This is a genomic window from Leisingera sp. S132 (assembly GCF_025144465.1).
GTDB lineage: Bacteria > Pseudomonadota > Alphaproteobacteria > Rhodobacterales > Rhodobacteraceae > Leisingera.
Map to the genome: position 1 here is coordinate 306,428 of NZ_CP083553.1, position 18,541 is coordinate 324,968.

At 57.7% G+C, this 18,541-nt stretch carries 17 protein-coding genes; 9 read left to right on the forward strand and 8 right to left on the reverse strand.

Annotated elements, in window-relative coordinates; genetic code table 11:
• Positions 1-34 precede the first annotated feature (34 nt).
• The gene (locus K3725_RS01470) at positions 35-697 is read right to left on the reverse strand and encodes a type 1 glutamine amidotransferase domain-containing protein (RefSeq protein ID WP_260017121.1); all 663 of its coding nucleotides are present in this window, start codon (positions 695-697) and stop codon (positions 35-37) included.
• A gap of 146 nt (positions 698-843) precedes the next feature.
• Here K3725_RS01470 and K3725_RS01475 point away from each other — a divergent pair, with 146 nt between their 5' ends.
• A complete protein-coding gene (locus K3725_RS01475; protein ID WP_260017122.1) occupies positions 844-1,389 on the forward strand; it encodes a TetR/AcrR family transcriptional regulator in 546 nt (181 codons plus the stop codon).
• Positions 1,390-2,127: 738 nt separating this feature from the next.
• Here K3725_RS01475 and K3725_RS01480 read toward each other — a convergent pair.
• From K3725_RS01480 to K3725_RS01490, 3 genes are all read right to left on the reverse strand, one after another.
• Positions 2,128-2,619 carry a DUF4411 family protein gene (locus tag K3725_RS01480; RefSeq protein ID WP_260017123.1) on the reverse strand — a complete coding sequence of 164 codons (492 nt, stop codon included), beginning with the start codon at positions 2,617-2,619 and terminating at the stop codon, positions 2,128-2,130.
• Positions 2,619-3,878, reverse strand: coding sequence for an XRE family transcriptional regulator (locus K3725_RS01485; RefSeq protein WP_260017124.1), 1,260 nt, complete (start codon positions 3,876-3,878; stop codon positions 2,619-2,621). The genes K3725_RS01480 and K3725_RS01485 overlap by 1 nt, the downstream gene beginning before the upstream one ends.
• Positions 3,879-4,564: 686 nt before the next feature.
• Positions 4,565-5,206, reverse strand: coding sequence for a TetR/AcrR family transcriptional regulator (locus K3725_RS01490; RefSeq protein WP_260017125.1), 642 nt, complete (start codon positions 5,204-5,206; stop codon positions 4,565-4,567).
• Between the two features lie 137 nt (positions 5,207-5,343).
• Here K3725_RS01490 and dctP point away from each other — a divergent pair, with 137 nt between their 5' ends.
• From dctP to K3725_RS01520, 6 genes are all read left to right on the forward strand, one after another.
• The gene (gene dctP, locus K3725_RS01495) at positions 5,344-6,336 is read left to right on the forward strand and encodes a TRAP transporter substrate-binding protein DctP (RefSeq protein WP_260017126.1); all 993 of its coding nucleotides are present in this window, start codon (positions 5,344-5,346) and stop codon (positions 6,334-6,336) included.
• A gap of 72 nt (positions 6,337-6,408) precedes the next feature.
• Positions 6,409-6,927: a TRAP transporter small permease gene (locus K3725_RS01500; protein ID WP_260017127.1), complete on the forward strand. Its 519-nt coding sequence runs from the start codon at positions 6,409-6,411 to the stop codon at positions 6,925-6,927.
• A 3-nt stretch (positions 6,928-6,930) separates the two neighbouring features.
• Complete coding sequence (locus K3725_RS01505) at positions 6,931-8,235, forward strand: TRAP transporter large permease (RefSeq protein WP_260017128.1); 1,305 nt, start codon at positions 6,931-6,933, stop codon at positions 8,233-8,235.
• Between the two features lie 20 nt (positions 8,236-8,255).
• Positions 8,256-9,074, forward strand: a complete 819-nt coding sequence (locus K3725_RS01510; protein WP_260017129.1) for a nitrilase-related carbon-nitrogen hydrolase — start codon at positions 8,256-8,258, stop codon at positions 9,072-9,074.
• A gap of 20 nt (positions 9,075-9,094) precedes the next feature.
• A complete protein-coding gene (locus K3725_RS01515) occupies positions 9,095-10,438 on the forward strand; it encodes an FAD-binding oxidoreductase (RefSeq protein WP_260017130.1) in 1,344 nt (447 codons plus the stop codon).
• Positions 10,439-10,508: 70 nt separating this feature from the next.
• On the forward strand, positions 10,509-10,832 hold the full coding sequence (locus K3725_RS01520) for a RidA family protein (protein ID WP_260017131.1): 324 nt from the start codon (positions 10,509-10,511) through the stop codon (positions 10,830-10,832).
• Positions 10,833-11,022: 190 nt separating this feature from the next.
• Here the strand turns inward: K3725_RS01520 and K3725_RS01525 are convergent, their stop codons facing one another.
• The gene (locus tag K3725_RS01525) at positions 11,023-11,310 is read right to left on the reverse strand and encodes a hypothetical protein (RefSeq protein WP_260017132.1); all 288 of its coding nucleotides are present in this window, start codon (positions 11,308-11,310) and stop codon (positions 11,023-11,025) included.
• 164 nt (positions 11,311-11,474) lie between these two features.
• The gene (locus K3725_RS01530) at positions 11,475-12,257 is read right to left on the reverse strand and encodes an aspartate/glutamate racemase family protein (protein ID WP_260017133.1); all 783 of its coding nucleotides are present in this window, start codon (positions 12,255-12,257) and stop codon (positions 11,475-11,477) included.
• An 88-nt stretch (positions 12,258-12,345) separates the two neighbouring features.
• Here K3725_RS01530 and K3725_RS01535 point away from each other — a divergent pair, with 88 nt between their 5' ends.
• On the forward strand, positions 12,346-13,269 hold the full coding sequence (locus K3725_RS01535; RefSeq protein ID WP_260017134.1) for a LysR family transcriptional regulator: 924 nt from the start codon (positions 12,346-12,348) through the stop codon (positions 13,267-13,269).
• A gap of 390 nt (positions 13,270-13,659) precedes the next feature.
• Here K3725_RS01535 and K3725_RS01540 read toward each other — a convergent pair whose 3' ends face one another.
• Both K3725_RS01540 and K3725_RS01545 read right to left on the reverse strand, forming a co-directional pair.
• The gene (locus tag K3725_RS01540) at positions 13,660-14,295 is read right to left on the reverse strand and encodes a peptide chain release factor-like protein (RefSeq protein WP_260017135.1); all 636 of its coding nucleotides are present in this window, start codon (positions 14,293-14,295) and stop codon (positions 13,660-13,662) included.
• Positions 14,292-15,422, reverse strand: a complete 1,131-nt coding sequence (locus K3725_RS01545; RefSeq protein WP_260017136.1) for an RNA ligase RtcB family protein — start codon at positions 15,420-15,422, stop codon at positions 14,292-14,294. Before K3725_RS01545 ends, K3725_RS01540 begins: the two co-directional genes overlap by 4 nt.
• Before the next feature lie 1,859 nt (positions 15,423-17,281).
• Between K3725_RS01545 and K3725_RS01550 the strand changes: the two genes are divergently transcribed.
• Positions 17,282-18,388 (forward strand): AAA family ATPase, encoded by a 1,107-nt coding sequence (locus tag K3725_RS01550; protein ID WP_260017137.1) that lies wholly within the window; start codon positions 17,282-17,284, stop codon positions 18,386-18,388.
• Positions 18,389-18,541: the final 153 nt, after the last annotated feature.

An 18,541-nucleotide genomic window follows, 5' to 3' on the forward strand; every position in this document is an offset into this window, starting at 1 on the left:
CGGGGCGGACAAGTGTCCGCCCCGGCAGCCGGCGTCAGGCAGACAGGCGCTGCTTGAGCGCTTCCGCGAGCGGGGGTGCAGACGCCGGGCTCTGGCCGGTCATCAGGGCGCCATCCTCGACCACATTGGCTTCCCAATTGGCTTTGCTGATGTAGTTGGCGCCACGGCGCTTCAGTTCGTCTTCCAGCGAGAACAGCAGGTGATGAAGAAGCTCGATCTCGCTGTCCTCGTCGTTCTTGAAGCCGGTCAGGCTGACGCCATCAACCAGGTAGGAGCCGTCGGATTTCTTGATGTCCCGCAGGATGGCCGGCGCGTGGCAGACCATGGCAACAGGCCGGTCGGTTTCGTAGAAGTCGCGGATCATCTTGATGGTGTAGCTGTCCGAAGCCAGATCCCAGATCAGGCCGTAGCCGCCCGGCACGAAGAGCGCATCAAAGGTTGAATAGTCAATCTCGCGCAGCTTGCGGGTGTTCTGAACCGCGAACATCGCAACCGGATCGCTGAAGAAACGGTCGGTGTTTTCGGTGGTGAACGGGGCCTTCATGGACAAGAGGTCAATGGGTGCATTGCCGCCTTCAGGCGAAGCAAAGACAACCTCATAGCCTGCTTCCGTCAGGATATAATACGGGGTTGCAACCTCTTCGAACCAGGTGCCGGTCTGCTTGCCCGAGATCCCCATTTCGTCAACGGAGGACATGACGAGCAGGACGCGCTTTTGTTTGTTTCCGGTAGCCATTGGGAGAGTTCCTTTTTTCTGTCTATCTATCAGTAGGTAGTCAAAAGCTAGGAATTGATTTCCCGCCTGTCAACTGATATCTATCGATTGATAGACTGGAGGCCGTCATGCCACTGACAATGAAAGAAAAAATTCTTATCGCTGCTGAAAAAAGGGTGCGAAGCGCTGGCTTCTCGGAGATGAGTTTCCGCGATCTGGCCAACGATGTGGGAATCAAAAGCGCCAGCGTTCACTACCACTTCCCCGCCAAGCATGATCTTGGAGAGGCGCTCGTCGCCCGCTATGCTGAACGGTTCAAGGAAGATTTGGACAAGATTGATCCGGACAATCTGCAAACTGCCATAGACAGCTTTGTCGGGCTCTATTCAAATGCACTTGTGCTGAATGAATCGATTTGCCTCTGCGCTATCATGGGGGCGGAAGCCATCGGTCTACCAGAAAATGTCAATCAGCGAACCAAGGCCTTCTTCGAGATGAACAGGGCCTGGCTCACCGCCCTGTTCTCCAAGCACAAGGTCAGGGATGCGGAAGATGTTGCAAGCCTCATTGTTGCCGCCCTCGAAGGGGGCATGATCGTCGCATCGTCGTCAAACGACCGTTCCGTGTTCGAACAAGTCGCCAAAACGGCCATTCGTAGCATTGCCATAGAATGAGGCTCAGAGCTTGGAGCGGCCAGCCCGCGTAAAGCGTTATTCACATACTTAGGTATCCTGAAAATTGAGTTCGAGTGTGCGCACCCGGCTCTTTGGTCAGCGTTTGGCTCAGGCCGTTTGTATCGCCCTAGCTCTGCCAGATTGTGTTCTGGAGTCGAGCAAAACGGGCAGTGCTTGAGTTTCAACCACTCAGAGTTTACCCCACCGCAACTGGTCGCAGAGGCAGCGCAGTATAGCTTAGGGGGCTGTCAAAACGCGCTTTCCTGAATAGGAGCTTCCGTGACTCCGCGGTTTCGTTGCGAATTCACCGCTGCAGATGCAAAGGCACTCTGCGTGAATGGGCGCTGAAGTAACAAAAGACAGATGACCCCGCGACCAGTGATTTCGGGCGACAGATATTGCTGCAATATGCTTGAACGGCTGGTTTTCACGCCGCGCGACGGAGCGGGAAATGATGCAGTCGCGGCGATTTTGTTGCTGCGAGCGAGCGAAGCGAAAAATCTGCTTGTCGGCTGTGGGCTCACTGCCGACTTGCGGCGATGCGGCGACAGGTTTGCAGCGAAACTTCACCAGGACGCTTCTGCCAGACGACGCCAGTCAGCCCGAACCGGACCTCCGGCCTGTCGCTTAGCCGCGACGGGTTCGCATGCAGGTCGGGCGGAAACCGGGCCTTCGCAGCGTGCCAGCAGAACGCGCCAAATCAGTTGTTCGATCATTTCTACTGACCAGGCATGTTTTTCAGCGCAAGTTGAAGTCCAAAGTGCGGTACATCGTGAAGTCATCACACCAAGACACGGCGCAGTCGTCACATGCATCTGGTAGTCGTGTCGCGCCAAGACGCTTTGTTCGTTTCGTGACTTCTTTTGTCACAACTGTCCTGTTGCTGCTCACAAGGCCATAAGCAACAAGGAACGCGTCTCGACCTACCTTGATCAGTTCACTATCTGTGAACTTAGCGTCATTGCTTTGATACCCGTAACGTAGCGCTCGCTGAACCAACGCGGGGTCTGCGTCCTCATCTAAAAGTAGCGCTTCTTTTGCCTCTTCGCTCTTGATCCAGTCAGCCAAGTCATCGGTCCCACCAGACACTTCGTCATAAATCTCGCGCGGCATCTTGATCCTATTGGCTTCACCTTGAGCAATGAGCCATTCCCAAAACTGCGGGATGTGTTCTAAAGGGTAGTAGGTGTTCTTGGCCGTTATCAACACGTTGGCATCAATTAAATACATCAATGCGCTCCGCTCGCATTGGAGAACAGATCACCCTTTTTTCGTTTCGCCTCATACCTTCTCAACAGAGGTTCTACCGCAGATGGTTTCGCCCCCAAAAGGTTTGCAGCCTTCGTGTAGGTAAGCGCATTGCCGCGAACGGAACGATAGACGACCTCCAATAATGCGTTGCCCAGATTGTGAGACTTCACAATGTGCGGGTTTGGCCCGTCGCTATCTTTCATCTTTTCTTTTTGGCTTTTGAGTGCAGCCTGCCAACGTGCCGCGTAAACCCCACGGAGACGACCATAGGCATCGCCAGTTAGGTCACCTGTCCTATAGAGTTGATAGGCGACCATCGGACCACTGACAGACCACTTATAAGCAATACTATCAACCACGGGCTCCGCACTCTTGCTATCGTCAGGGTGAAACTCGGGCATACCTTTGCGGAAGTGTGCCGATGGCAAAAGAAACTCTCCAGCCACGTCATTGCAGAACCGTTCAATCTTGGCGGTTTGGTTTATCGGTGTGTCAGCAGAGGCCTGACCGCTTACTCCTGTGGTTCCAAGCCAAATATGGGCAAGTTCGTGCATCAGCGTAAAGGAACGGGAGGGCTTAGCCTCTTTTGCGTTAATCACAATGAACGGGGCGACATCATCAGCAATTGCAAAGCCGCGGAACACACTGGACGGAATTGTGGAGTGGTGCGAACCAAGATCAGACAACAGCAATACAAAAACGCCGATGTCTTCCACTTGCTTACGCAGACGTTTAAACAGCTTGTCCGGGTCACCGCGGCGTAAGCTAACATCCGTGTAGTCAAACCCAAGCTCGTTGGAAATGGATTTCACCGTGGTCTCAACACTCGTTTTGAGATTCACGGAACCTACAAATTTGTGCTCCCAAAAATCCTCGTCATCTATGAGGATGTCCTTTACGGCTTCTTGCCGAGCCTTCACATCACGCAACAGTGCATCCAACATAGCATTTTCGCGCTTGGTGCGGCTGTCCGGGCTTTGACGAAAGTCCTGTCCTCTGCGTCCGGTGCGCGGCGGCTGTTCCATGTAAAAAGCCAGCAAGGGCCTTTTGTACAGCTTGGCAAAGCTATTCAGTTGCGTGCGGGACGGTTCTCTGTCGCCATTCTCCAGCGCTTCCAGCTTCTCGTCAGCCGTCGCACGAACTCCATCAGCGAAAAGCTTGCGCGCAGCATCTTCCAATGTGAAACCAGCAGTCTCACGTGCCCATATCAGGACATCTGGATTGACTTTAATGGTCATAAATGTGCTTCGCCGTATGGACATTTGTTCTTTGGTTACCTGAGATGTAGGACACTTTGCTGGCGACGCCTAGTGCTTAGATATCACGGTGAGGACTGCTTAGCATTGTTGGGCACATTTTCGGGCCGACTCGGTGAAACCGCACTGCGAGGTGTAGTGGAGACACGAATGTCTGCAGTGGGCCGGAGGTGTCCTGCATGAAGGCCATAGCAACTGACTTTGCAAAGGTCGCTATTGCGCTCCCCTGCCCCCGGTGCAACCCCGCAGCATCCCGTGAGGCAGCTTGGCCCTGCCAAGGGTCCGCTTCCGGGAAAATGACCATGGAATTTCGCACCAGCAGCATCTTCGGTTCGGCACCACTTATCCACGGCCGCTTTGGGCTGGCTTGTGCCATCTGTCGGGAGGGTTCTGGTGAGGTTTCGCTGCAAGCCTGCTGCCGCATCGTCGCAAGTCGGCTCTGAGCCCAACCCGTACCTTGGATTTTTTCGCTGCGCGTGCTCGCAGCACAGATTCCGCTGCAAAGGCGTAGATTTTCGTACCGCATAGCAGAAGAAAACGCGGCCATTCATACAACGAGCAGCAATTTTGCTACCATGAATTCACAGGGGATGGGACATAGCCCCATTCGCTTTGTCTCGGGTGGTGACTGCAGGCGGTTCTCAACCTATTTCAGAAGAAGTTGCCGCTCATGATCGCCCGCTGTTGCCAGATAATTCCTGCCGCACTTCGCTTGAGGTTGTCAGTTCCAGCAGCGTGGTGCGGTCTGTCAGCACCTCGGCGTAATAGGGGATGTTTTCCAGGCGTTCTTCGAAGGTTTCGGTGATTTGCATAGCGTTATAGCCGGTCTGCGAGAAATAGGTGACCCGCGCGCGGATCAATGCGGCCCGGCCGGTGAAGCCAAGCGCGTGGAAAACCGATTGCAGCTGCTCAATCCGGAAGGCTTCGATTTCGCGCAGAACCTCGGCAGTGCGGGGCGAACTGTGAGCCCATTCCCGGATGGCATTGTCATAGAGCGGATCGAACTCCTCCTCGAAAACCAGCACCCGCACATAGGCCAGATACTGCTGCCAGCCGTCCGCTCCGGCTGATTCTATGGCCTCCGTGAACGGGGCGGTATTGCGCACTGCCCAATCCTGGCGCACGTCTTCCAGCAGCTCCTCAAGATTGGAAAACTGCCAGTAAAACGCGCCGGTGGTTGCATTCAGCTCTTCTGCCAGACGGCGCAGGCTGATGCCGGTAATCCCGTTTTCCACCAGCGCCTTACGCGCTGCCGCGATCCAGTTTGAGCGGTCGAGATTGCGGGTTTTCTTTGCGCTGCTGCCTGCCATGTCCGCTCCTGCCGGGGCCCGGAGCCGCTGCCCGGACAAAAAAAATCCATTGACTTCAGTATGGGACATAACGCACGTTATGCAAGTCACATAACAGGCGTTATGCTTGCCGTGACGGGACATATCCAAGGAGGAGAATGGAGATGTTGAAGAAGGTGTTTTCGGCAGTTGCCGCAGGGGCCATTCTGGCGGCGACCGGCGCGGCAGCGGAAATTGAGCTGAAGTTTGCGACCGACTCGGGCGACCGCAACTCGCCGTCGGGCATGGCGCTTGCCGAATGGGCCAAGGCGGTCGAGGAGGGATCGGACGGCGAAATCGGCGTCAAGGTATTCTACCAGAATGAGCTGGGCGGCCAGCTTGAGGTGTTCGACCTGTTTGTGGCCGGCGATGTGGATGCGATGATTTCCTGGCCGTCCACCTCTTACGACAAGCGGATCGGCATCCTGAACACACCCTATATGGTCACCTCCTGGGAGGAGGCGCTGGAGGCCTACAAGCCTGGCGGCTGGGCCAATGGCGTTCTGAACACCGTGTTCAACGACATCGGCCTGAAGTATTTCGGCGCTTGGCCGGAGGGGTTTAGCGGGGTTGCGACGCGCGGCTCCTATGCGACTGATCTTGCAGGCGCACAGGGAGTGAAGGTGCGCACCCCGCCGCTGTTCCCCTTTCCGCAAATCCTTGAATCCATGGGCTATCAGACAGCGGCAATCGATTGGGGCGAAGTCTACACTTCGATCCAGACCGGCGTGGTCGACGGCGATGCAGGCAATGTGATCTACTGGGACTACGAATACTTCCGCGATGTGCTGGATTACTATGTGCGCACCAAGCACACATTCGTCACCGGCAATCTTCTGGTTAATCTGGAGACCTATGAGGGCCTTTCGGATGAGCACAAGAAGCTGATCGAGGAAGCCGCCATCGCCACGATGGAAGCCCGGTTCACCGCCGCCAAGGAAGATGACGACCGCTATGTGCAGCTGGCCGTCGAATCCGGCATGGAGTACTTCGAGCTGACCGATGAGCAGCTCGCCCCGATCGCCGCCAAGGTGCGCGAAGAGGTTTGGCCGCAGATGGAGCCTGATGTCGGCAAGGACATCATGGATCTGATCCGGGCCGAAGTGAACTGACGCCTGTGCCGCCGCGGCGCGTGCAGCCGCGGCGGCCTGTTCTCAGACAAAAAATAACGGGAGCGGAATGCCATGCTTGCCTTTGCCAAGGCGCTGGACCGCGAGCTGATGCGGCTGCTGAACGCCATCATCATCATCGCAAACCTCGCCATAACCCTTTTGATCCTGTTTCTCGTTCTGGCCCGCTTTGTGCTTGGCTGGTCGGTGGTCGGCGTACTGGAGCTGGCGACGATGTCGGCGATCTGGCTGTACATGTGCGGCGCCGTGGTGGCGGCGCGCAACAAGGAGCACCTGGTGGTGGATTTCCTGTCGCTGTCATTGACCAGCCCCAGGGCGCGCCACTGGCACAATCTGGCGGTTTCACTGGTCATGGTCGTGCTCAGCTTGTTCTTTGTCAGCTTGGCCGCCGACATGGTGGCCTGGTCGATGAAGCGGCCGCAGACGACGCCGGCGCTCAGTCTGCCGCTACTCATCCCGCAGTCTGCGGTGGTCCTGGCCTCGATCCTCTGTGCGGTCTACGCGCTGCGGGATCTTGCCACCGCCTTCCTTGCCGTGTCCCGCGGCGACAGCCCCGTTGCAAAGAAAGATTGAGACATGGAAGCGCTCTTGGGAATTCTTCTGCTGATGGCCCTGATGATCTTTGGGGTTCCGGTTGCCTGGTCTTTTGCAGGCGTTCTGATGTTTTTGGTGTGGGCTTACGACGTCAGCACCACAACCCTGCTGTTGCAGGGGTTCCGCTCGCTGGACTCCGTTATTCTCCTGGCTTTGCCGCTGTTCGTGCTGGCCGGCTACCTGATGCAGAGCGGTGGTGTTGCGGCGCGGCTGATCAGCTTCATGACGCTGGCTTTGCGCGGGCGTAAGGGTGGTCTCGGCGGTGCCCTGATTGCCTCTTCCGGAGTGTTCGGCGCGATCTCGGGCACCGCAACCGCCGCTGTGGCGTCAATCGGGACGATCATGGGCGATCCGCTGGCCGAACGCGGCTATTCGCGCGGCTATACCAGCGCTCTGCTTGGGGTGTCCTCGCTTCTGGGAATTCTGATCCCACCGTCGATCACTCTGATCCTTTTCGGTGTGGTGACGCGCCAGTCGATCACGGCCCTGTTTGCTGCGACCATTGTGCCTGGCCTGCTGCTGATGCTGGGGCTGATGGTTTTCAACAAGATCAGCACCGCGCGGATGCTGGTGGATACGCCGCAACGGATGGCCGCCATTGCGGCACAGAAGTCGCCGCACAGCCCGCTGCGCGCTGTCTGGCAAGCAACACCGGCCCTCATGATGCCCGTCGTTATCCTGGGCGGCATCTATGGCGGGGTCTTCACCCCGACCGAGGCGGCCGCCGTGGCCCTGTTCATGGCCATCCTGATCGGGTTTTTCATCTATCGCGACCTAACCCTGAAGCGCTTCCAGCAAAGCCTGGTCGAGGCGGGGGAAACCACCGGAACCATCATCCTGATCCTGCTGTTTTCCTTCATGATCGGCCGCATCATGGTGGCAGAAAGTGTGCCTCAGGAGCTGACCGAAGCCGTCACTAGGGTGACCGAGAACAAAATTCTGATCCTTCTCCTGGTCAATGCCTTCCTGATCTTCGTAGGTATGATCATGGACGACCTGTCGGTGACTGTGGTGATCGCCCCGCTAATGATGCCGCTGATGGTAGCGCAAGGTGTGGATCCGGTTCACTATGCCTCAATTGTGGCCTGCTCCGTTGTCATCGGTGCGAATAGCCCGCCGGTTGCTCCGATCCTCTATATGGCGTGTCGCATCGGCAAGGTTTCGATCCACAAAGCCGTTGCACCTGCATTGCAGATCATCTTCTTCGTCGCGTTACCGGTGATGATGATGGTGACCTTCCTGCCTGAATTGTCCCTGTTTGTGCCCCGCCTGCTTGGCCTGCACTAATCCCGTGGCTGTAAATTCCAATGACACAACTAACCCTTGCGCTTTACCAGGCGCAGCCTGCCCTGCGCACTGCCGCACAGGCACTGGCCGATCTCGATACCTCGTTAGCAGAAGCCGCGCGTATGGGCGCGCAGCTGTTGGTGACGCCAGAACTCTTCCTGTGCGGCTACGGCAGCCCAGAGGCGGCGCGGGGCATGGCCCAGCAACAAAATTCGCCGCTTCTGGTTGCGGCTGCCCAGCTTGCAGCACGGCATTGCGTCGGGCTGGTACTGGGCTATCCGGAGCGCGACGGCACAGAGTTGTACAATAGCGCCATCGTCTTCGGCTGTGATGGCAAGCTCTTGCACAATTACCGCAAAACTATGATGCCGAATGACTTCGAACGCGGCTGTTTTGCCTGCGGCAACGGGCCGAGGGTGTTCGATTTCCAAGGCATCCGTTGCGCCGTGGTCATTTGCTATGATGTCGAATTCCCCGAACTGCCGCGCCATGCAGCACTGGCAGGGGTCGAGTTGCTGATCGTGCCGACTGCCCTGCGGGCCGACTGGCGGGTGGTATCCGACTGTGTGATCCCGGCCCGCGCCTATGAGAACGGGATTTTTGTTGCCTATTGCGATTTCGCGGCCGAGGGCTGCAACCCGGTGTTTGCCGGAGGCAGCATGGTCTGCGGCCCGGACGGGCGCCGTCTTGCTGTCCCCGGCCCTGGCCAGGAGCTGTACACAGCAACTGTGGCAACTGATGGGATGGCCCGGACCCGTTCTGACATCGCGTTTCTAAAGGACCTGCCGCAGCTGGAGACCAGCCTGGGACGGGCTGTCCAAATAATTTCTGCAACCTGACTTCGACGTCTGGAAAGACCATGCCAAACCGCACCTGCACCCCCAAGATCCCACCGCTTGACCGGCCCACCGGCTGGCGCCCGGCAGATGAAATCGTACCGGTCAGCGAGGAGGCCGCCGTCGAGGGCCGCTATGACTGGCTGGTTGTCGGAGCCGGGATCACCGGCCTTTCCGCAGCGCACCGTTTGGGCGAGTTGGCCCCGCAGGACCGGGTTCTGCTGGTGGACGCCCGTCCGGTCGGCTGGGGGGCGTCGGGGCGGAATTCCGGGTTCCTGCTGGATCTGCCGCACAAATTTGATCTTGACCATCCTGATGCCGCGCGCCTGCACAAGATTATGAAGCTGAACCGCAGTGCCATCAGCGTGCTGCAGGAGCAGACCGAACGGCTGAACATTGCCTGCGACTGGTCGCCCGAGGGCAAACTGCAGGGCGCCGTCAAGAAACGCGGCACAGGTATGATGCGCAAGTTCTGCGATGCACTCGACAAAATTGGAGAGCACTACGAGGTGCTGGACCGCCAGGCTTGCGCCGCGATCATGGGCACGGATTACTACGCAGGGGCGGTGTTCACACCCGGCACAGTTCTGGTCGATCCGTTTCTGCTGGTGCGCGGCCTTGCACTGGCGCTGCCGGAAAATGTCACCCTGCGCGATGACGCGGCAGTAGTGGAGTTCCGCGAAAAAGGCGATGGGTTTGACGCCCAGCTGCGGCTTTCCGGCGGCGAAACCTGCCCGGTTTCAGCCAATCGGGTAATCCTGGCAACAGATCCCTACACCGCGGAATTCGGGTACATGAAGAACCGCATCCTGCCCACTATCACCTATGCCAGCATTACCCGGGCGCTGACGCTTGCAGAGCGCAAGCGCTACAGCGGCCGGATGAATTGGGGGCTTACTCCTGCGGATGCCGGAGGCACGACATTGCGGATGACGGCGGACGGACGGCTTCTGATCCGTAACCATTATGGTTATGCGCCTGACTACCGGGCCTCCGGCCGCGACCTCGCCAAAGTGGCGGAGGCACACCGGGAAGGGCTGGACAGGCGGTTTCCTGCGCTCAGTGATGTGCCAATCACCTCGACCTGGGGAGGTGTCGTCAGCCTGTCCCGCAATCACGCGACTTTCTTCGGGGAAATGGCGCCCGGGGTGTACTCGGCCAATTGCTACAACGGTGTCGGGATGACCCGCGGCGCCAGCTCGGGCCGGCTGCTGGTTGATCTCGCGGTGGGACATAAATCCCAGGAGCTGGAGGACGTCATCGCTGTCAGCGGACGGCCTTCGGTCCTGCCGCCGGACCCGTTCCGTTCCGTTGGCGTCAACGGCCGCATGAAACTGGTGGAATGGGAAAGCCGCTCCGAAATCTGACCGCCTCAAAATCACAGACAACTAAAGGACAACCTGCATGACACTCAAACGGCACAAACCCGGACCGCGCATGAGCCAAGCCGTTCGCGCCGGCGATATGGTTTACCTGGCCGGGCAGATCCCTGACCGGCGCGATTCGGATATTACCGCCCAGACCGCTGAGACGCTTGGCAAGATCGACGCCATCCTGGCTGAGCTGGGCGGCAGCAAATCCGATCTTGTCACGATTCAGGTCTGGCTCAGGGATATGGCGGAATTTGCCGGAATGAACACGGCCTGGGATGACTGGGTGAACCCTGCCAGCCCGCCGGCCCGCGCCACCGGCGGCGCATCTCTGGCAAGCGCAGGCGTGAAGGTCGAAATGATTGCTACCGCTTACTTGCCGGTGAAGTGAGACGTTCCAGGTTTTCCTGTCCCGGCCGGAAGCGCAAGACGGCAACTGTTTGAACATTCAAGAACCTTTACGTTCCACAGCTCTTCGAAGCGCCGCCCAGGTTGATGCATCTGCCGCAAGGCCCGAATGCTGCAACCGCAGGGAACCCCATGCCGCTGGGAACGGGCTGCCCTTTTCGGGCAGCCCTCTTTCAAACATCCGGATTTTCCATCGCGAGCATCAGGTCGGGTTCTTTGCGCTTGATAGCGATATACTCAAACTTTGCCTTTCTGCCGCTTGAAAGGCGCCGCTGCACCAAATCGACCTTACCCTGTTCGTATAAGGCCCAAGCGGCCGCACCCAGAAGCGCGTCCGAAAGCATCCAGTCCCGTGCATAGACCACCTGGAGGCCGGGTGGCCCATTCTTGATTTTGGAAGCCAGCACCTGGCTTGGCCTGCTTTCGGAAGTGATGTCGATTACTTCGCTCTTAAAGTGCATGAATGGCCTCCATACGGGTCTCTAGCCGGTGCGCCGGTTCCCCGGCTGGCGTTTCGCTTTCCTGAGGGGAGCAGCCTTAGGTATAGCGGCGCGGCAGCCAGGGCCGGGCCAGTTGCCTCAGGAGCGCCGCTGTCTGACCAAATAGCTCAACCACCGGCAGCACATCAGACGTGCCCGTAAAAATCCCGGTGAACCGCCGCGGAATAAGCATAGTCCAGCAATGTCGACCAGCTGAATACCGGCATCCCGATCTCACGCTGAATGGCACGGGCGAAGGGTTGAAAGCCGGTGCATTCAAGCACCATTGCGCCCATAGATGGATGCGCAGCGGCAAAATCCTGGGCAACCGCCACGATATCCCGCTCTGCCTTGGAATAGTCCGCGGCAGGCACGTCCGGCCGGATGTCCTTGGTCCACAGGCTGTCGAACTGCGGGCATTTGCCATCATCCTTTGCGCCGAGGACGACGTAGTTCGACCCCGGCTGCACCCCCACCGAAGTCAGGTGCCGTTCCTGAAGCTGATCGCCCTCCGCAACAAGTATGCCGACAGTCTGCTTCGTCCCCACTATGATCTGGGCCATTGGAACCTGCAGCAAGCTGGATGCAAAAACCGGTACATTCACCGCTCCGGCAATTTCCTTCTGAAACCAGGCGAAGTAGCCGCATTCCGCCGCTATTGCACGGCATCCCATTCGCTCCAGCTTGCGCGCGGCTGCAAGAACCGGTTCCAGCAGAACCTGCTTCTGTTCGCCTCGCACCAGCTGTTTAATGTCGACCCCTTCCGCAATTTCATACTGGATCGGGAACCGATGCGCGCTGGCGTTTCGAACGTCACCGGGAAACCCCGGATAAATATCATCCAGAATGATGATCCCGAGCCCCATACCATAACAGCGGTGACCTTTTCGGGCGCGTATCAGCTGAATTGCCGGGTCGTGCGCTTGCATTGTTTTCTCCTGGCAGTCTTGAAGATTGCGACTTGATACTCCCTTATGAAAGTTGAGGAAAATTACGTTTCATTATACAGGGTGCAGAATGCTTATCGACAGATCACGGCGTGAGGAGCTTTCGGTGCGCCGCGTCCGCAGCCTGCTTGCGGTAGCGGAACACCGCTCGTTCTCAGAAGCCGCCAAGATGCTGGGGCTGACCCAGCCGGCGGTCTCACAGCATGTAAAACAACTGGAAGAGCAATTGCAGATCAGCTTGATGGTACGGGACAAGGAGGGGCTGCGTTTGTCGGCAGGCGGAGCCGCACTGCTCCCGGCGTTTCGCCGTTTCTTGTCAAGCAATGGTGCGATACTGGATCAGCTGGCTTCGCTTGGCCGAGGAACTGAACAGATCTTGAGGATCGCCAGCCCTGCCTCCTATGCCGCCCTTTCCTTGGCGCCGGCTTTCCGGTCAATCCGGGAGAGCTTCAGCAAACACATCCTCGACATTTCGGAGATCGACAACGAAGAAAGTTTTCACCTCGTCCGGAATGGGGACATTGATTTTGCGATCACAAGCGTCTTTGTGCCGTCACCTGGATTGCGCTTCGAAGTGCTGCATCAGGATTTTGCCTGCGTCGTCGTTTCCGAAGAAAACGCCTTGGCCGGGGCAACAGAAATTGACGAGGCGTCCTTGCTCTCACAGCCAATTATCCGCTTTCCTTCAGGCACAACCTCGCATGATTGGCTGTCAGTCATCACGGAAAGAACGGGCATAGAACCTGAAACTATTGCGGAAGTCAGGCAATTGCTGACCGGTTTCCAGATGGTTTGCCAAAACCTGGGTGTGGCCTTGGTTCCGGAGGATGCCGCCAAAGCCTGCAAGCTTCCTGGTCTGATAACTATTCCTCTGAAAGACCGCCGTCTGACCCGCAAACTTGGCATCGTGACCAGTGAAACGCATCATCCTACGGATTTCGAGAAGGCGCTCGTAAAGATGCTGCGCGTTCAGCAGGCAGGTCTGTCAGCATAGCCTTCTTTCTCCTTCGGGCAGAGGCTCACCGCGCAAGCGAAAGGCGGCTGTATCCGGTTCCTTGATTATTGACCCTGGTTGCAGCGAAAATCGGTTAGAGAATTGGGAATCGCGGTAGCTTTGATTGACTGGTCTGGCGACATCAGCCGCAACGCAGCGATGAGCGTGCCGCGCCTGCGAACAAGTGCTGCACCGGCAAACACCCGGAAAGGCAACGGCGGCAAAGTCCGCGAAGTGTGAGTTCGAGTTGCTCTTGAATTTGCGCTCGCAGCGAATGGCCGGATCGCGGGCTGCAACCGCAGCATCAGGGTGCTTTTACCAAGGCTGGAAATGGGCTGGAAGAGTTGTGCATTCAGCAGATGGAGGGGCAGCAAAACGCTGCCCCTCCTGTCATTTCACCACTTTGAATTGCCTCCCTTCAAAGATCCAGCGCGGCTCACCGCGTTGAAGTTGTCCGTGGAGCGCCCAGGTTTCGCCCTTGCGGGTAGCATCGGCTTCTGCCTTCTCGGCTGCGGCCAGGGCGGCCAGCCGTTCCATCGCCAGACGGCGGTTCTGATGTTGCGAGCGGTTGTCGCGCACGACGACAGCGTAGACTTGCCCATCGTCGCTGGTCCAGCGCGCCCTGATCGCGCTCGACGTCTTGTTCTGGTGCTGGCCGCCAGGGCCTCCCGCGCGAATGGCCTGCATTTCAACGGAGGCCGGATCAATCCGCACTGCATCAGTGGCCGCAGGTGTGCGGAAAATCTGCACAAACCAGTTCTTTCGTTTGTGCCTAGGGCGCAGCTCGCTCTGGCACCGCCAAAGGACGGTACCTTCGACAGCACACGCCAATTCTGTAGCCCGAGCGCCGCTCAGGATCACCACCGCTGAGGCGGGGCCGTGCGTGGCGTCCCTTGTCGCGACATCGAGTTCGACACCGTATTGCGTGGCCTTTGCCCCCAGCCAGGACAACAGATGGCCCACAGCCTGACGGCATTCACCCGGACCATTGCCGCTGGACAAGAGAAGGGCTTCCCTGCCGCTCATGCCGCACCTCTCGTCGTCTTGAAGGTGACAAGCGGCAGAAGACGCGCCACCGCGTTTGCGATCCCAAAGCCTGCAAGGTTCTGCAGTACCTGTTCCGGGTCTTTGTAGGCCTGGCCGGCTTCTTCCAGCAAAAGATCGCGGTCCCCGCAAATGACACGCCCGCCGAAACGGGTGCGGGTCAGGGCTGCCAGATCAGAGCGGGTCTTGCGGATCCGCCCATGCATGGAGGACCGGTCATACTTCCTGCCTGCCCCATGAGAGACGGAGCCAAGCGCCTCGGGTACGGTATTCGGCACCTCCAGGAGATAGCTCGGCGCTTCGCGCGACCCTGCGAGCGGAACGAGGCCCCCCTCCGGGCAAGCCGCCCCTTTGCGATGCAGCCAGCTATCTGAATGCGGCACGACGTGATTATGCACCGTGTCGCAGATCAGCCGGGCCTCACTGCCAAGCGCTTCAGACGCAGAGGAAGCAATCAGCGCCCGATTCACGCGCGCCCAGCGGGTTGCCGCATCATGAAGGGCGAGATAGCGCGCCGCCGCATCGCTTTCCGCGGCGAAGCCCTGTTTCCAGCTGTCATCCAGCCCTTGAAAAATCCCGGCGCCGCGCCCGCGCGAACCGGAATGCACCAGCAGGCACAGATCATCTTTTTGCAGGTCAGTACGGGTGTGATCCATGACTTCGCCGACCACCTGCACTTCGCAGAAATGGTTGCCGCCGCCGATGGTGCCGAGTGCCTCTGGACCGATCAGTCCCGTCAGGCCAGCTGCATCCAGTGCTGCAAGCGCCTGATGAAGATCAGCCCCGTCTTCCAGTACAGCCAGCCGCCGGGCGGCCTTGTCGAGTTTGAGCCGGCGCCGAGGCAGATCGAGGCGAAACAAAGCCATACCGCAGCCGATATCCGGCCCGACAAGCTGGGGCCAGATCCGGTCGGCCAGAAAAGCTGCACCAACGGGGCCGAAGCGGCCTGGATGCAGATCCGGAAATCCGGCGACGGCCGTCATGCCCGGCCAGCCAGCCACCTGTTCAAGTAGCTCTTCTGCACGCCCGTCGATCCAGGCCGCACGATTGTAGAATTTGGAGATGCGGGCGCGCGCGGCGCTCTGTTCCCCGGAAATGGGATTGCCCATCGTTCATTTTTCCATAGCAATAGAAGCGGCCCGAGTGGGTCGCGGATGGATCGGCACGATGTTGGGAAACCCCGAATTGGGGATCAGAACCGCGTCAGATCCTGCGGAAGGGAAATGTTGATGGTTACGGTCATGGCTTACCCTCCTGTCTGTTGCGGGTGAAAAGTTGGGAATGGATAAGCCACAGATGCCGCTCCCGGAAGTCCTTGATCTCAAAATCTGGGACGGTGATGCAATCACGCGACAGGGAGGCTTACCCAAGATGTGACGGCAGATGGCTGTTTGCCACTTACTAGGTCTCTTCGGAACCGCCATGACATGCAGTTGATGCTGCACCTCACTTGAATGGCCGTATTGGTGAAGCTGCGTCGCGGCTTAGCTGGGTACTGCGACCGGCATATGTGGGTGGCGGCTGCATTGCTTGCGTTTTCTGCGGTGATCGCGGCGGCCCGTCAGTACCCTTGTATGTCCAGCCTGCTTACACAGCCAGAGTTGAGGGCTGCTGGCCTTGATGAGCTCCCCAAGCAAGGTTCCTATCGGCTAGCGTAATCTTCAAGTACTCCAAGGTATCTTTCCAAGGAGTAAGGTATTCCACCTTGGGATATCTGCGCAGCCCTGGGATAAATGGATTGGGGTCATATCTCGCTATAAGTGTGGCTACCTAACTCTAGGAAAACCCAAGAAACTGAAATCACCCGAACCGAATGCGCCGGTAGATTTCATGACAATTGAAAAACCTTCCTTGCCCTACGCTTGTGTATCATTTTCACTCCCCAAGAACGTGAACCCCAATTTCGCATCTGCGGCGCCGTTCGATATCGGCTGATCCTCCCGGATCGGGCGCAGGGTACTGTTCAGTTCACCGTTCCTGCTCATAACGAACTTCACCGAATCAGTGGCTGCGGACTGCCGTATTCAGCCTCTGAATTTCGCGAAGACCAATGAGCCGGAACGCGTGAGACAGATCATTCCCTATCCTTGAGGCCAGACCATTTGCGAAAACACGTAGCGGCCTTTTCTTTTTCGGATTTCTGTCTGGCTGGAAGGATTGCTGAAACTTGTGCCGCAGCCTGGCGCAGGCACAAATTGTAAGGTGCTCATCAAGTGGACGGGAGTGAAAACAGAACTTTGATCTACGTTGTATCACGTTGAATAAAAACAACAAAAATTCTTCCCGGATAGGGGCCAGATTGCTATCCTCACCGAATGCCGGAAGAGGGGCTTCCGCTCGGCTGCCGGCCTTTTAGAACCCAACTAATCTAGGAAAAACGCCGATGCAGAAATGACCCCTCAAAATGAAAACGCCCGAACCTTGGCAAAGGAACGGACGTGTTCATAAGGCAGATTGAAGTCCACCAACTAGCACTGGTTCGATAGCAAATCCGGCCTCGGATTTCAAGGACGGCGACTGTCTCCCCAAAATAGCTCCATCCAGCTCGGACGTTTTTGCGCCCGAGTGCGATGGAGCATGCGCTGACCAAGTCAGTCGGCACGTTTCGCTCGGAGCTTCCCTTCAGCGGCACGCAGACGGAATTGTGCCTTGTGTCCGCGAAGAGCGATCACCGCTGCCCAGTTCTGGGCAGCGGGCCACTCAACTGTGAGAAAATCTATGTCTTGTTGTTTTCAGAAAGGAAGCCCGGTGCTTCCTGGTTCACCCCAGATTCACCCAGCTCGCCATGCGCAGGCGGATGCCCCTGGCTTCGTGCGTCAAAATGAGGATGCAGGCTCTGCGGCGCTGAGATTTGCGCTCGGATTTTGGATCGATCCTGGCCTCTCCGGATGAATACTGCCCTCTTTGAGACCATCAACCCCTGCCGAACCTCATACCGCAGGCTGCGCCTGCTTTGCCCTGACGAGAAATGACCATGTCCAAAATAAGGTTCATTCACAGCAAGTTCCCGGATCCAGAAATGGCTGCGCCCCGGATTGAAAAGCGCCTTTCCAAGCACCTGCAGCGTTTGCAAGAACGCAAGGCCAAACAGACAGGCGAGACAAGCCAAGCAATACCGGAAGACGATGCCTCCCCGGGTCAGACTAAATCGCAGTTCTATTTGCATCAGGCAAGGCGGCGCGTTGCTCGCCGAGCCGGTTTGATCAGCGAACGGTATCGGGCAAGCCTTCCAATTTCCCGGTTAAAACTCGAAGACCGTAAGCGACTTGAAGCGCGCAGGGATGGTGTTCAGCTAGTCCAAATAAAATCTGAAAACCATGCTGATGAAATTGCGGCGCGCCTTCATGCGGAGTTCCCCTGGCTTGCGATTGCGACCGAGCAAGTGTGGCACTCAATGCTTAGTGCGGTGCGCTCCGATACTCAGGGGCTTAGGATCCGACCGCTTTTACTCGATGGGCCGCCAGGAATAGGTAAAAGTGCTTGGGCACGGCGTTTAGCCAGCTTGATGGGCGTGCCAAATCTGTTTCTGGACGCCACGGTCGAGTCTGCCAGTTTCGGACTGGTTGGAAGTCAGCGAGGCTGGAGTAATTCGGCGCCAGGGCGGCTTATAAACCTGTTCCTTGAACATGGCGTGGGGAACCCGCTTGTCATAATTGATGAGGTGGAAAAGGCGGGGAAACCGACGTCACAGGGCGGACACACCTTCAATCTGCTAAATGCCCTGCTGCCGCTTTTTGAACTGCAATCAGCCCGGCGCTGGTCCTGCCCGTATTTTCAGGTGGAATGCGACATGAGTTGGATAGGCTGGATTTTGACTTCAAATGACTGGCGGCAGTTGCCTGACCCCATACTGAGCCGATGTCCACCCATCAGATTGCAGCCAATTTCTGCAAAGGATCTGTGCGGCTTTGCGATGAGAGAGGCAAGCGAACGCGGCCTCAGCGACGAAACCGCAGAGGCAATCTGCGACACGATAGCCTGGGCTTTCACTAAGGAGCACCGCTTAGATCTACGTGCAATTATCCGGATGCTAGAGCGCGGCGAGCGGTTGGAGCAGAGGTCTGCCCGGAACTGACCTAGTTTTGCGGCGAATCTCAAGGTGCCGGATTGTTGCCGTTTCCCGGAAGGTTTCTCTTTGGAATCAATGTTCTGTGAGGAGTTTGCCCGGCGCCGTGAACGGTCGCGACGTCCGCGCGATTCCAAAGTTGTGGACAAGTGGCAGGTAAGT